This window comes from Streptomyces sp. NPDC041784 (assembly GCF_055591025.1).
On the sequence record NZ_JBVJAB010000001.1, the window covers coordinates 724,989 to 739,337 of the forward strand.

Below are 14,349 nucleotides of genomic sequence, written 5' to 3' on the forward strand. Positions count from 1 at the left end.
CGTGTGAGCTTCTGGGAGTACCTGGCGGGCCGTCACCAGCAGTTGCTCACGGACGCCTGGCAACACGCGAGCGCCGTCTTCCAGTGCATGGTCGTGGCGACCGTCCTCGGGGTGCTCGTCGGGGTCGCCACCTACCGCAGCGCATGGGCCGGCGACCTCGCCACCACCGCCACCGCCACCCTCCTCACCGTGCCCTCCCTCGCCATGATCGGTCTGCTGATCCCGGTGGTGGGGCTCGGTGTGCCGCCGACGGTGCTCGCGCTGACGCTGTACGGGCTGCTGCCGGTCGTGCGCAACACGATCGTCGGGCTGCGCGGGGTCGATCCCGCGCTGGTGGAGGCGGCCCAGGGCATCGGGATGTCCCGGCCGGCCCGGCTGCTGCGGGTCGAGCTGCCGCTGGCCTGGCCGCCGATCCTCACCGGTATCCGGGTCTCCACCCAGATGCTGATGGGCATCGCGGCCATCGCCGCCTACGCCTCCGGGCCGGGGCTCGGCAACGAGATCTTCCGGGGCATCGCCTCCCTGGGCAGCGCGAACGCGCTCAACCAGGTCCTCGCCGGCACGCTCGGGATCATCGTCCTCGCGCTGCTGTTCGACGCCGGATACGTCCTTCTCGGGCGGCTGACGATTGCGAGGGGGATCCGTGGCTGAGTCGCACGGGGCGAGCATCGAGCTGGAGAACCTCACCAAGCGCTACCCGGGCAGCTCCGGACCCTCCGTGGACAACGTGACCATGGAGATCAGGGCCGGCGAGACCATCGTCTTCGTCGGGCCGTCCGGCTGCGGCAAGTCCACCACCCTGAAGATGATCAACCGGCTGATCGAGCCGAGCGGCGGCCGGATCCGCATCGACGGCGAGGACGTCACCGGCATCGACCCGGTGCGGCTGCGCCGCAAGGTCGGGTACGCGATCCAGTCGTCCGGGCTCTTCCCGCACATGACCGTCGCCCAGAACATCGCGCTCGTCCCCCGCATGATCGGCTGGTCGAAGGCGCGGATCCGGGACCGGGTGGAGGAGATGCTCGACCTGGTCGGGCTCGACCCCCGGGAGTTCCACGACCGCTATCCGCGCCGGCTCTCCGGCGGCCAGCAGCAACGGGTGGGCGTGGCACGGGCGCTGGCGGCCGATCCGCCGGTGCTGCTGATGGACGAGCCGTTCGGCGCGGTCGACCCGATCACCCGCGACCACCTCCAGGACGAGCTGATCCGGCTCCAGCGCGAGCTGCGCAAGACGATCGTCTTCGTCACCCACGACGTCGACGAGGCGATCAAGCTGGCCGACCGGATCGCGGTGCTGCGCGAGCGCTCGCAGATCGCCCAGTTCGACACCCCGGAGGCCATCCTCAGCCATCCGGCGGACGACTTCGTGTCGGGCTTCGTGGGCGCGGGCTCGGCACTGAAGCGGCTCCAGCTGACCCGGGTGCGGGACGTGGGGATCACCGACTTCCCGACGGCGTCCGTCGACGACCCGCTCCAGCACGTCGTCAACCGGCTGCGCACCAGCGGCCGAGGCGAGATCCTCCTCCTCGACCGGCGCGGCCGCCCCGCCAAGTGGCTGCGGCGCGGCGACCTGCTGCGGGCCCGGGGCTCGCTGGAGCGCGCCGGGACGCCGGTGGGCGACACGGTGACCCGGGACGCGACCCTGCGGGACGCGCTGGAGGCGGTGCTGACGGACGGCTCCGGGCGGGTCGCCGTCACCGGACGGCACGGCGAGTACACGGGAGTGGTGGACGTGCAGACGCTGATGAACTCCGTGCGCGACCTGCTGGAGGCCGACCGGCGCCGGCGGCGACAGGAGGGCGACGGAGGGGGGCGCCGGGCGTGACCGCTGTCGACTGGGAGGAGACCGCGACGGCGCTGCCGCCCGCGCGGGGCCGGACCCGGCAGGTCGGCTGGCGGAAGCTGACCGTCCTGCCCACGTTCCTGGTGGCCCTGCTGCTCGGGACCTGGCTGTGGTTCCGGCAGGCGGACCTGGACGCGGTCTCCGAGAACGCGCTCTCCCACGGCCAGGTCTCCGAGGCGTTGTGGCAGCACGTCGAACTGACCGTGATCTCCACCTTCTTCGTGCTGGTCGTCGCGATCCCGCTGGGCATCCTGCTGACCCGCCCGGGGTTCCGCCGGGCCACGCCGATCGCCCTGGCCGTCGCCAACGCCGGCCAGGCGACCCCGGCGATCGGTCTGCTCGCGCTGCTGGTGATCTGGCTCGGCACCGGGATGCGGGCCGCCCTGATCGGCATGGTCGCCTACGCCGTCCTGCCCGTGCTCGCCAACACCGTCGCCGGGCTCAGGGCCAACGACCCGACGCTGCTGGAGGCGGCCCACGGCATCGGCATGTCCCCCATGGGCGTGCTGAAGAGGGTGGAGCTGCCGCTGGCCGTCCCGCTGATCCTGGCCGGCGTCCGTACGGCCCTCGTCCTCAATGTCGGGACGGCGACGCTGGCGACCTTCGGCGGGGGCGGCGGCCTGGGCGTGCTGATCACCGCCGGGATCACCAACCAGCGGATGCCGGTGCTGGTGCTGGGCTCGATCCTCACCGTCGCCCTGGCCCTGCTGGTGGACTGGCTGGCCTCGCTGGCGGAGCTGCTGCTGCGGCCGCGGGGACTGGAGACGGGAGGACCAGAGACGCGGGGACCGGAGACGGGAGGACCGGAGACGCGGGGACCGGAGACGGGAGGACCGGAGGCGCGGGGACCGGAGACGCGGGGGTGAGGCGCCTGGCCCCGGTGCTGGCGCTGGCCCTGGTGTGCGGCGGCGGGGCCGTGGTGTCCGGGTGCGGGCTCAGCAGCGGCTCCCCCATGGTCGACGACGTCTCCCCCGGCACGATCGGGAAGGGCACACCGCTCGACGGCGCGCGGCTCACCGTGACGTCCAAGTCGTTCACCGAGAACCTCATCCTGGGCGCGATGATGGGCATCGCCTTCCAGGCGGCGGGCGCGGAGGTCGTCGACCGCACCGGCATCCAGGGCTCCATCGGCTCCCGCGAGGCGGTCCGCAGGGGCGAGGCCGACGCCATGTACGAGTACACGGGCACCGCCTGGATCACGTACCAGGGCAACAGCAAGCCGCTCGCCGACCCGCGGGCACAGTGGCAGGCCGTGCGCGACGCCGACCTGAGGAACGGGCTGACCTGGCTGCCGCAGTCGCGGCTGGACAACACCTACGCGCTGGCCATGAACCGGGCGTCGCACGAGGAGTACGACACGGACACGCTCTCCCAGGTGGCGGCCCTGGCCATCGCGGTGCCGGGCGCCGTGACGCTGTGCGTGGAGGGCGAGTTCGCCAACCGCGCGGACGGGCTGCCGGGGATGCGGAAGGCGTACGGGATGGACGTGCCGGCGTCCCGGATCACCCAGATGGACACCGGGATCATCTACACCGAGGCGGCGAAGGGCCGGTGCACGTACGGGGAGGTGTACACGACCGACGGCCGGATCACGTCGATGGACCTGGTGGTGATGGCGGACGATCGGGCGTTCTTCCCCCACTACAACGCGGCACCCGAGATCAACTCGAAGACGCTGGAGAAGTGGCCGGCCATCGCGGACGTCCTCGCGCCGGTGACGAGGAAGCTGGACAACGCGGTGGCGCGGGAGCTGAACGCGAGGGTGGACGTGGACGGGGAGGATCCGCACCGGGTGGCGCTGGAGTGGATGAGGGAGCAGGGGTTCGTGAAGTGAGAACGTGGGGCGTTGCCTTGGTGCGGTGCCTCAGCAGCTGGGGACCGTGTCCTTGCCCTGCTCCAGGGCCTTCAGCGCGCTCACCGTGCCCTTGAGCGTGGTCACCGGGATCAGCCGCAGGCCCTCGGGCAGCTCGGAGCGGGCGTCGGAGCACTCCGCCTTCGGCACCAGGAAGACGGTCGCGCCGTCCCGGCGGGCGGCCTGGGTCTTCAGGGCGACGCCGCCGACCGCGCCGACCTTCCCGGCGGCGTCGATCGTCCCCGTACCGGCGATGGTGCGGCCGCCCGTGAGGTCACCGCCGCTGCCGTCGCCGTCGAGCTTGTCGACGATCCCGAGGGAGAAGAGCAGACCGGCGCTCGGGCCGCCGACGTCGGCCAGCTCCAGGTCGACGTCGATGCCGTCGTCCGTGCGGTCGAGGTATCTCAGGGCGGCCTCGGTGGCGGCGTCCTGGGACTGCTCCATCTGCTCGGTGTTGTGCTCCTCGATCTCCTCGGTGTTCTCCCCGCTGGGGTAGACCGAGTCGCGCGGCATGATCGCCTGGTCCGTGCGGAACCAGCCGTCGATCACATCGCCGAGCCTGACGCTCGCGTCCGGGCCGGTCGCCTCGATCGTCGTCATCCGCAGCTGGCCCGTGGTCTTGCGGACGGGCGCGCCGGAGACCGTGATGACCTGCGTGCCCTGGTTCTCGCCGAGCACGTTCGCCGTCATCCCGGGCTGCGCCACCGAGAACGGCAGCGGCGCGAGGGCCGCCGTGGTCAGCAGAGCCACGAGGGGCACGGCACAGACGGCGACGGCCTGGAGGCGCGTGAGACGAGAGAGCACGGGGTCAATGTAACCGGCGGGGGCCGGAGGGCTCCTGCGCAGGTGGTACCTCGGGCCCGGGACCGGCGGCGTCCTGCGGTGCGCGGGCGAGGGTGTACCAGCCGTCGCGGGACATGCCGGTCGCGGTGAGGCCCTCGGCGAAGGCCGCCGTGAACACCTCGCGCACCGCGCGGCGCCAGCGCAGCGCCAGCTCCGGCCGCTCCGCCCGCAGCGCGACGACGTCCTGCGGCACCCGGCACCACAGACGCGGGCCGCTCGGGTCGCGCGGGTCGCGCACGTCACAGCGGGCGAGCGGTCCGCCGTCCGGCGCGGCGCGGGTGACGGGCGCGGCGTCCCGTTCCCCGCTGTCGCAGGGGCTCTCGTCCGGCTTTCGGGGTGCGACCAGGTCCCAGGTGATCGTCAGCCGGTCGCTCTCGTCGCCGTCGTTCACGCCGTCGGCCATCGGGCCGTAGAAGTCGACGAGGTACTCGGTGCCGAGGGCGCCCAGCTTGACCAGGTTGAAGCGGGCGTTGCGGCCGACCAGCGGATCGAAGGTCCAGCGCATGCTGCGAGCGCCGCGTTCGAGCGCCCAGGCCCGCTGGGCCTGCTTGACCGTGTGGCCGAGACCCCGGTCGGCGGCGGCCACCAGGGAGTACGTCTCCTGCCCGGCCGGGGGACCGAACACGGCGACGGCCGCCCCGGCGAGCCGCTCCCCCGCGTACACGGCGTGCACGGCCCCGCCCGCGTGGACGAGGCTGTGCAGCACCTCCGCCGGATAGGGCGGCGCGCCGGGCGGGGTCTGCCAGACCTCGCCCAGGTAGGCGGCGACCGCCGTGAGCCCGGCGACGTCGTGGACGGTACGCACGGTGACTGGGGTCATCGACCCAGTGTCGGAGTCGGGGGAGGGCGCCGCCTAGGGTGCGTTCGGCCGCGCCGGTGCCGGACCGCCGATGTCGGGCCTGCCGGGGCGCGCAAGCCTCAGCGCAGCGCCTCCGCCACCTCCCGTGCCGCGTCCACGACCCGCGGGCCGACCCGTTCGGGCACCGCGTCGGCGAGCATCACGACGCCCACACTGCCCTCGACGCCCGTGACACCGAGCAGCGGGGCGGCGGCGCCGCTCGCGCCCGCCTCCAGTTCGCCGTGGGTCAGGGTGTAGCCCGGTTCGTCGGGCGGTCGCCTGCGTGCGGCGAGGATCGCCCGGCCGGCGGCCCCCCGGTCCAGCGGGTGCCGGAAGCCGGCCCGGTAGGCCACGTGGTAGTCGGTCCAGGTCGGCTCGACGACGGCGACGGCCAGTGCCTCCGCGCCGTCGACCAGCGTGAGATGCGCGGTCGCCCCGATGTCCTCGGCGAGCGATCGCAGTGCGGGCAGCGCGGCTTCGCGCACCAGCGGATGGACCTGCCGGCCCAGCCTCAGCACTCCGAGGCCGACCCGGGCTCGCCCGCCCAGGTCGCGTCGTACGAGTGCGTGCTGTTCCAGGGTGGCGAGCAACCGGTACACAACGGTCCGGTTCACGCCCAGTTTGTTGGAAAGCTCGGTGACGGTCAGCCCGTGGTCCGTATCGGCCAGCAATTTGAGGACCCTGAGGCCCCGGTCGAGCGTCTGGGAGGTCTCCGCGGTCACGACGCCCACTCCTTAAGTGGTGAGGTCGACGGCCTCCTTCGCGGCGGATGCGACACCGAGTCCCGTCAGTGACGCGCTTCAGAGGCCGCCGATCGACAGATGGGCCCGGCGTACCCGGGCCCAGTCGCTTCACGGCTGCGCTCCGCGGCGGCGCTGCCACGGGGCGTGTGCGTAGCGGGACAGTAGCGAAGCGGGTTCGCTGAGCGGAAGGCTCCGTCCAGAATCCGGTCAATGGCCGGTATGGACTTCCTCGGTTTGCCCCGATACGTACGGTGCGTGGCGGCGTGCCACGCGCCCCGCCGTGTCCTCGGTCCGGCCCCGCCGTGTCCTCGGTCCGGCCCCGTCCTGTCCTCGGTTCGGCCCCGGCACCGGTCTCGGTCCGGCCCCGGCACCGGTCTCGGTCCGGCCCCGGCACCGGTCTCGCCGGTGGGGGCCGTCACTTCATCCGGGTGGCCCACTCCTGGACCTTGGCGATGCGCTGCCGCAGCTGCCCCGCCGTCGCCTCCGCGCTCGGCGGGCCGCCGCACACGCGCCGCAGCTCCGTGTGGATCACCCCGTGCGGCTTGCCGCTCTGGTGGACGTACGCGCCGACCATGGTGTTGAGCTGCTTGCGCAGCTCCATCATCTCCTTGTGCGAGACGACCGGCCGCCGCTCGGCCGGCAGCTCCAGCAGGTCGGCCTCGGCGTCCGGCCGCTTCTTGCTGTGCGCGATCTGCTTGGCCTGCCGCTTCTGGAGCAGCAACTGCACCTGCTCGGGCTCCAGCAGCCCCGGGATGCCGAGGTAGTCCTGCTCCTCCTCGCTCCCCGGGTGGGCCTGCATGCCGAACTCGGCGCCGTTGTACATGACCCGGTCGAAGACGGCCTCGGACTCCAGCGCCTCGAAGGCGAACTGCTCCTGCTCGCCGGTGTCCTCGTCCTGCTGCTTCTCCGCCTCCTGGAGGAGCTTGTCCTCCTCGGCGTACGGGTCCTCCTCGCCGTCCTTCTTCGGCTTGTCGAGCGCGTGGTCGCGCTCGACCTCCATCTCGTTGGCGAAGGTGAGCAGGTCGGGCACGGTCGGCAGGAACACGGACGCGGTCTCGCCGCGCCGCCGCGACCGCACGAAACGCCCGACGGCCTGCGCGAAGAAGAGGGGGGTGGAGATGGTGGTGGCGTACACACCGACTGCGAGGCGCGGTACGTCGACGCCTTCCGACACCATCCGCACCGCGACCATCCACCGGTCGGTACTGCCGCTGAACTGGTCGATCCGGTCGGACGCGCCGGAGTCGTCGGAGAGGACCAGGGTCGCCTTGTTCCCCGTGATCTCCCGGATCAGCTTGGCGTAGGCGCGGGCCGAGTCCTGGTCGGAGGCGATGACGAGGGCGCCCGCGTCCGGGATGGCCTTGCGGACCTCGGTGAGCCGCTGGTCGGCGGCGCGCAGCACGCTCGGCATCCACTCGCCGCGCGGGTCCAGCGCCGTACGCCAGGCCTGGCTGATCGCGTCCTTCGTCATCGGCTCGCCGAGCCGCGCGGCGATCTCGTCACCGGCCTTGGTCCGCCAGCGCATGTTGCCGCTGTAGGAGAGGAAGATGACCGGCCGGACGACGTTGTCGGCGAGCGCCGAGCCGTAGCCGTAGGTGTAGTCGGCGGAGGACCGCCGGATCCCGTCCGTCCCCTCCTCGTACGTGACGAAGGGGATGGGGTTGGTGTCGGAGCGGAAGGGTGTACCCGTCAGCGCCAGCCGCCGGGTGGCGGGCTCGAAGGCCTCCAGGCACGCCTCGCCCCACGACTTGGAGTCACCGGCGTGGTGGATCTCGTCGAGGATGACGAGGGTCTTGCGCTGCTCGCTGCGGTTGCGGTGGAGCATCGGCCGTACGCCGACACCCGCGTACGTCACGGCGACGCCCTGGTAGTCCCTGCCGAGCGGTCCGGCGCTGTACTCGGGATCGAGTTTGATCCCTATCCGCGCGGCCGCTTCCGCCCACTGCTTCTTCAGGTGCTCGGTCGGCGCGACCACGGTGACCTGCTGCACGACGTGGTGGTGCAGCAGCCAGGAGGCGAGGGTCAGCGCGAAGGTCGTCTTGCCGGCGCCGGGGGTGGCGACGGCGAGGAAGTCGCGCGGCTGCTCCTGGATGTACTTCTCCATCGCCCCCTGCTGCCAGGCCCGCAGCTTGCTGGCGGTGCCCCAGGGGGCCCGGCCGGGAAACGCGGGAGAGAGGTGGTGGGAGTGGGAGGTGGAGGATGCGGCGGTGGTAGTCACGGTCTCCGGGTTCGGGGGTCGGGCGGCTCGGTTCTCGGCTACTGATCACTCGGCTACGTATGACAACCGGGCCACCCTACCGGCGGCCCGGTACCGTCATCGCGCGAACGGGGCCGGGTCGGCGCCGGGTGGGACTGACGTCACAGCGCCCGCAGCCGCCCCGCGATCACCACGATCTCGGACTCCGTACCGGAGGCGATGTCGATGACCAGGTCGTACGCCGCGTCCTGGTCGCACGCGGCGAGGTCCACGCCGTGCAGCGCGAGGAAGGTCGCGGCGGCCAGCCACGCGGCGCGCTTGTTGCCGTCCACGAGCGGATGGTTCGTGGCGATCGCGTGGAGCAGGGCGGCGGCCTGTTCGTAGGGGTCGTCGTAGGCGGCCGTACCGAACATCCGGGCGCGGGGCCGGTGCACGGCGGACGCCAGCAGTCCGGGCTCCCGGGCCTCGGGGGGCCGCCCGCCGAACGCGATCCGTGCGATGTCCGTGACCTCGGCGACGGTGAGATGCCTGGTCATGGTCACTCCCCGAGCCTGCGCAGCAGACCGGCGTGCGCCCCCGCGAGCCGCTCGGCCGTCTCCCGCACCCGCGCCTCCTCCGCCCGCAGCCGCGCGCGTACGGCGTCCAGCGCGATGTCCTGCGGACGGCGGCCGGTGGCGTCGGCCAGGTCGTCGAGGGCGCGGCGGAGGCCGGGGTCGAGGGGGAGGGAGAGAGGGGAGGCGGGCTGTTGCATGCGGGTGAGGCTAGAAGACGGGTGTGAGGCCCGCCAGGGCATTTACGGTCGCCGGTACTACGGTCGCCGGTACTACGGTCGCCGGTACTACGGTCGCCGGTATTTACGGTCGCCGGTATTACGGTCGCCGCTCCCGCACCCGGGTGGTCACCCAGGCCCCGAAGAGGGCCACGACGGCCATGGGCAGGAAGACTGCGGCGAAGGCGCCCGGGTGGGACGACCCCTCGGCCGCCGTGGCCGCGTGGGCCACCGCCCCGCCGCCCAGCGCGGCGAAGGCGGCACCGCCGGCGGCCAGCAGCAGCACGTTCGCCAGCCCGTCGGAGATCTGGAGGGCGGCGGAGTTGGTGCCGGCCTCCTCGGGCGCGGAGAGCTGGAGCAGCAGCACGCTGGTGGAGGCGATCACGAGCCCCATCCCGAAACAACCGAACCCCCAGGCGACGGCCACGGTCCAGACCGGCACGGAGTGCAGGAGCACGCTGGGCGCCGCGGCGATGGCGAGGGCGACGAGCACCATCCCGAGCGTCATCAGCCGCTCCCGGTACGGCTCCACCCGCGGCCGCGACTGCACCCAGGACCCCAGCGCCCAGGTGCCGCCGCTCGCCGCGAGCGAGAACCCGGCGAGGGTCGGGCTCAGCCCCCGCTCGGTGACGAGCATCAGCGGCACGAACGACTCGGCGGAGATGAAGGCCCCGGCGGCGACCCCGCGCAGCAGGACGACGGAGGGCAGCCCGCGGGCGGCCCGCCAGGTCCCGCGCGGCAGCAGCCCGAGCACGGCGGGTACGAGCAGGGCGAGGCCGGCGGCACCGGGGAGCACGGAGAGGGGCCGCAGGTCCTGGGCGGCGTACTGGAGGAGCCCGGCGCCGAGGGAGATCCCGAGGGCGAGCCGGATCCGGCGCCGGTCGAAGGACGCCGGGGAGGCGCCGGTCGAGTCGAGGGGCCCGCCCGCCCGGAGCCGTATCTGGGGCAGCGCCAGGGCGAGCGGAAGCAGCACGAGGACGGGTATCCCGAGGAACACCCACCGCCAGCCGAGATGCTCGGTCACCGCCCCGGCGGCCAGCGGGCCCACGACCGACGGCAGCACCCAGCAGGCGGCGAAGGCGGCCATGATCGCCGGCCGCAGCCGCTCCGGATAGGCCCGCCCGACGACGACGTACAACGCGACGATGACCAGCCCGCCCCCGAGACCCTGCACGGCCCGCCCGAGGATGAACACCCACATCCCGCCGGCGGTCCCCGCCACCACGAGCCCCACCGCGAAGGCGGCGATCCCGCCGCTCAACGCCCCGAGCGGCCCCCGCCGGTCGGACCACTGCCCGGCGAGCACCATCCCGAACAGACTGGTGGTGAAGTACCCGGAGAAGGCGAAGGCGTAGAGGGACACCCCACCCAGCTCCCGGGCCGCCACCGGCATGGCCGTCCCCACCGCGGTCGCCTCGAATGCGATGAGCAGCACGACGGAGACGATCCCGACACTGAGTGCCCGGAACGAACTCCCCAGCACGGACTCATCCGCGAGCGGGCCGGAGGTCTCGGTGGCTGCTGCGACGTCGGTGTCACGGGGTTCCAGGACTGCCATGCCCGCCAGCGTAAGGTCCACCACCGACAATGACCCCTGTCGCGAGACGGGCCCACCTTGAGACCTTGGTCGTAGGCCACCCGCTTCATGAACGCCGTATGGCAGTCCCGTTGCAGCGCTCCCGCTCCCCTTGAACCACCCTTCCCCCCGCCCGTACGGTCAACTCACCAAGTCCACAACGGGCCTGGTGAACGGCCGTGTGCCCGAGTGGTTCAGGGGCTCGCCTGCAAAGCGAGTTACGTGGGTTCGAATCCCGCCACGGCCTCTACCTGCCTTCCGGACCAGGGCGCCGGGAAACGGCGTGCCCGTCGGGCTCTCCCCGTGGGACCATGCGGCTCCACCACAGGGAGGAACGGCCGGGGTCGTGGCGAACGAGATGCTCACCGTCTGTCTGGCGCCGGGCGCCCATCAGGATCTGGACGCGGCGATCGGGCGGGCGCTCGCTCCGTTCGACATGGACGGCGATCACGAGCCCTATCAGGGCGAGTGGGACCAGTGGCGGTACCCGCGGAGTGGAAACGGGTTCGACGTGGTGCCCGGACACGAGGGCGATCCGCGGCTGGCCGGGATACCGGTGACGGCGGACGAGGACCCCGTTCCCGGGGAGTGCGCCGGAGGGCCGCGCGGGCTGCTGGACTTCCGCGGCATGCGGGCCCGCGCCGAGCGGCTGGCCGCGACGATCGGTCCCGGGGAGCATCATCTGGTGCCCTCCGCGCAGTGGCAGACCGAGTGGGTGGTTCCGACGGATCATCTGCTCACCCTGGACGGGCGGTGGTTCTACGTCGGCCGCACCGGTGCTCCGCCCCGATGGCTCTCCCTCGACTTCGTCAACCAGTACCTGGACGACCTTCCGGCCGACGTCATCGTCGTCCGGCTCCGCATCCACTGCTGACCGGCACCGCCGGCACTACCGGCACAACCCACACCACCCGCACAACCCACACCACCCGCACAACCCCCTTCCCGTTCCCGGGATTTAACCTCCGCCCCCTTGGCGCTCACCTCTCTACGCGCGTAACTTGAGCCGGATCCCCCACACCACCGGCCGTACCGACGACGTACGAGGAGACCACCAGCGTGTCCAGAAACGCAGGGAGCAGACCCCGCGCAGCCCACTCCGCCCGCCGGGCCGGCTACGCGCTCATATCCGTGGGGCTGGCGAGCGCGTTCGCCATCACGTCCCTGCCCGCCGCCTACGCGACGCCGTCCGGTACGGCGGTGATCGCCGAGGTGTACGGCGGCGGAGGGAACTCGGGGGCGACCCTGATCCGGGACTTCGTCGAGCTGGGGAACGCGGGTTCCGCGGACTACGACCTGTCGGGCTACAGCGTGCAGTACCTGCCGGGGTCGCCGTCGGCGTCCTCGCAGTGGCAGGTGACCGCGTTGAGCGGGGCGGTCGCGCCCGGCGGCCGGTTCCTCGTGGCCGAGGCGGCCGGCACCGGGGGGACGACCGCGCTGCCGACCCCCGACGCCACCGGGTCCATCGCCATGAGCGCCACCAGCGGCACCATCGCCCTGGTCTCCGGCACCACCGCCCTGACCTGCAAGACCGCCGCCGACTGCGCGGCGGACAGCCGGATCGTCGACCTGGTGGGCTACGGCAGCGCCGTCGTGCGGGAGGGGAGCGGGCCGGTCACGGGGGCCTCCAACACCGCCTCCGTGGCACGGGGTTCGGCCCTGGCCGACACCGACGACAACGCGGCGGACCTCACGGCCGGGGCGCCCTCGCCCGTCAACTCCGCCGGGCAGACGCCCGGTTCGGGAGGCGGGGACGGGGGCGGCGACGGGGGCGGCGATCCCTCCACGCCGGGCACCGTCCGCGTGCACGACATCCAGGGCACCACCCGCCTCTCCCCCCTCAACGGCCAGACCGTCACCCGCGTTCCGGGCGTCGTCACGGGCGTGCGGACCTCCGGGTCGAAGGGGTACTGGATCCAGGACCCGTCCGCCGACGCCGACGCCCGCACCAGCGAGGGCGTCTTCGTCTACACCGGCTCCGCCGACCCGACCGTGGCCGTCGGCGACTCCGTGCTCGTCAGCGGCAAGGTCAGCGAGTACTACCCGAGCAGCACCAGCCAGTCGGTCACCGAGATCACCGCGCCGACCGTGACCGTGCTGTCCGGCGGCAACGCGCTGCCCGCGTCCGTCACCCTCGACCCGGCGAGCGTGCCGGACGGCTACGCGCCCGCCGCCGGCGGCGGCAGCATCGACGCGCTCGCCCTCGAACCGACCGTGTACGCCCAGGACTTCTACGAGTCCGCCGAGGGCATGCGGGTGACGTTCGCCGACGCGCGCGTGGTCGGCGCGACCACCGAGTACGACGAGCTGTGGGTGACGGTCAAGCCGGACGAGAGCCCCTCGGCGCGCGGCGGCACGCTGTACTCCTCCTACGACCAGCCGAACACCGGCCGGCTGAAGGTGATGGCGCTCGACACCACCGCCGCCTTCCCGGAGGCGAACGTCGGCGACGAGCTGTCCGGCACCACCACCGGCCCCCTCGACTACTCCACCTACGGCGGCTACAACGTCCAGGCCACCCAGCTCGGCACGCTCGCCGCGGGCGGCCTGGAGCGGGAGGTGACCCGCCGGGCGAAGGGCGGCGAGCTGGCGGTCGCCACGTACAACGTGGAGAACCTCGACGCGCTGGACGGCCAGGAGAAGTTCGACCGGCTCGCCGAGGGCGTCGCGGTCAACCTCAGCTCGCCCGACATCGTCGCCCTGGAGGAGATCCAGGACGACAACGGCGCCACGAACGACGGCACCGTCACCTCCGAGGCCACCCTGAAGCGGTTCACGGACGCCATCCGCGCGGCCGGCGGACCCCGCTACCAGTGGCGGTACATCGCCCCGACGAACAACCAGGACGGCGGCGAGCCCGGCGGCAACATCCGCCAGGTGTTCCTCTTCAACCCCAAGCGGGTCTCCTTCACCGACCGCGCCGGCGGCGACGCCACCACGGCCACCGGTGTGGTGAAGACGCGCAAGGGTGCCCGGCTGACGTACTCCCCCGGCCGGATCGACCCGACGAACGACGCCTGGGACAACAGCCGCAAGCCGCTGGTCGGCGAGTTCGTCTTCCACGGCGAGAGCGTCTTCGTGATCGCCAACCACTTCACCTCCAAGGGCGGCGACCAGCCCCTGCACGGCCGCTACCAGCCGCCGGCCCGCAGCTCCGAGACGCAGCGCCAGGCGCAGGCCGCCGCGGTGAACACCTTCGTCACCTCGCTGCTCGCGGCGGACAGGACGGCCAAGGCCGTGGTGCTCGGCGACCTCAACGACTACGAGTTCTCCCCGACCGTCACCGCCCTGACGGCCGACAAGGTCCTCAAGCCGCTCATCACCACCCTGCCGGCTGCCGAGCGCTACACCTACGTCTACGACGGCAACTCGCAGACCCTGGACCACATCCTGACGAGCCCGGCCGTGACGCGTTTCGACTACGACGTCGTGCACATCAACGCCGAGTTCGCCGACCAGGCCAGCGACCACGACCCGCAGATCGTACGGATCGACGTCGACCACTGCCGCTAGGCGACACCGGCCGACCGATCGATCCGGCACGGGCCTGGCGAGCCGGGATCCGGTGACGCTCCGCCCCCTGCCGAGGGGGGGGGGGGGGGGGGGGGGAGGGGGGGGGGGGGGGGGGGGGGGGGGTGGGGGGGGGGGGGCGGGGGGGGTGGGGGGGGGGGGGGGTTCCCCCCCCCAA

At 72.7% G+C, this 14,349-nt stretch carries 12 protein-coding genes, 1 tRNA gene and 1 pseudogene; 7 read left to right on the forward strand and 7 right to left on the reverse strand.

The annotated features are described in order from the left end of the window. The first annotated feature begins 3 nt into the window (after positions 1–3). From ACZ6D7_RS03225 to ACZ6D7_RS03240, 4 genes and pseudogenes are all read left to right on the forward strand, one after another. The gene (locus ACZ6D7_RS03225) at positions 4–651 is read left to right on the forward strand and encodes an ABC transporter permease (protein ID WP_469482808.1); all 648 of its coding nucleotides are present in this window, start codon (positions 4–6) and stop codon (positions 649–651) included. Continuing rightward, the gene (locus ACZ6D7_RS03230) at positions 644–1,825 is read left to right on the forward strand and encodes a betaine/proline/choline family ABC transporter ATP-binding protein (protein WP_469482811.1); all 1,182 of its coding nucleotides are present in this window, start codon (positions 644–646) and stop codon (positions 1,823–1,825) included. The genes ACZ6D7_RS03225 and ACZ6D7_RS03230 overlap by 8 nt, the downstream gene beginning before the upstream one ends. After that, positions 1,822–2,613: pseudogene (locus ACZ6D7_RS03235) on the forward strand (ABC transporter permease); the annotation flags it as partial. The gene ACZ6D7_RS03230 and the pseudogene ACZ6D7_RS03235, both read left to right, overlap by 4 nt. Before the next feature lie 92 nt (positions 2,614–2,705). After that, positions 2,706–3,677: a glycine betaine ABC transporter substrate-binding protein gene (locus ACZ6D7_RS03240; protein WP_469482813.1), complete on the forward strand. Its 972-nt coding sequence runs from the start codon at positions 2,706–2,708 to the stop codon at positions 3,675–3,677. Positions 3,678–3,707: 30 nt separating this feature from the next. On the opposite strand, the gene ACZ6D7_RS03245 is transcribed toward ACZ6D7_RS03240, so the two are convergent. The 7 genes from ACZ6D7_RS03245 to ACZ6D7_RS03275 form a co-directional block, all read right to left on the reverse strand. Further along, positions 3,708–4,499: a S16 family serine protease gene (locus ACZ6D7_RS03245; protein ID WP_469482815.1), complete on the reverse strand. Its 792-nt coding sequence runs from the start codon at positions 4,497–4,499 to the stop codon at positions 3,708–3,710. A 4-nt stretch (positions 4,500–4,503) separates the two neighbouring features. Beyond that, the gene (locus ACZ6D7_RS03250) at positions 4,504–5,358 is read right to left on the reverse strand and encodes a chorismate synthase (protein ID WP_469482817.1); all 855 of its coding nucleotides are present in this window, start codon (positions 5,356–5,358) and stop codon (positions 4,504–4,506) included. A 98-nt stretch (positions 5,359–5,456) separates the two neighbouring features. Next, positions 5,457–6,098, reverse strand: coding sequence for an IclR family transcriptional regulator (locus ACZ6D7_RS03255; protein ID WP_469482819.1), 642 nt, complete (start codon positions 6,096–6,098; stop codon positions 5,457–5,459). Between the two features lie 436 nt (positions 6,099–6,534). Next, on the reverse strand, positions 6,535–8,337 hold the full coding sequence (locus ACZ6D7_RS03260; protein WP_469482821.1) for a DEAD/DEAH box helicase: 1,803 nt from the start codon (positions 8,335–8,337) through the stop codon (positions 6,535–6,537). A 140-nt stretch (positions 8,338–8,477) separates the two neighbouring features. After that, a complete protein-coding gene (locus ACZ6D7_RS03265) occupies positions 8,478–8,852 on the reverse strand; it encodes a type II toxin-antitoxin system death-on-curing family toxin (protein WP_469482823.1) in 375 nt (124 codons plus the stop codon). Between the two features lie 2 nt (positions 8,853–8,854). Next, a complete protein-coding gene (locus ACZ6D7_RS03270; protein WP_469482825.1) occupies positions 8,855–9,067 on the reverse strand; it encodes a hypothetical protein in 213 nt (70 codons plus the stop codon). 118 nt (positions 9,068–9,185) lie between these two features. Next, positions 9,186–10,643: an MFS transporter gene (locus tag ACZ6D7_RS03275; RefSeq protein ID WP_469482827.1), complete on the reverse strand. Its 1,458-nt coding sequence runs from the start codon at positions 10,641–10,643 to the stop codon at positions 9,186–9,188. Positions 10,644–10,836: 193 nt separating this feature from the next. Between ACZ6D7_RS03275 and ACZ6D7_RS03280 the strand changes: the two genes are divergently transcribed. The 3 genes from ACZ6D7_RS03280 (at position 10,837) to ACZ6D7_RS03290 (ending at position 14,174) form a co-directional block, all read left to right on the forward strand. Further along, a tRNA-Cys gene (locus ACZ6D7_RS03280) sits at positions 10,837–10,908 on the forward strand. Between the two features lie 99 nt (positions 10,909–11,007). Continuing rightward, positions 11,008–11,535: a hypothetical protein gene (locus ACZ6D7_RS03285; RefSeq protein WP_469482829.1), complete on the forward strand. Its 528-nt coding sequence runs from the start codon at positions 11,008–11,010 to the stop codon at positions 11,533–11,535. 257 nt (positions 11,536–11,792) lie between these two features. Continuing rightward, entirely contained in the window at positions 11,793–14,174 is a 2,382-nt protein-coding gene (locus ACZ6D7_RS03290) for an endonuclease/exonuclease/phosphatase family protein (protein WP_469483020.1), read from the forward strand. Positions 14,175–14,349 lie beyond the last annotated feature (175 nt).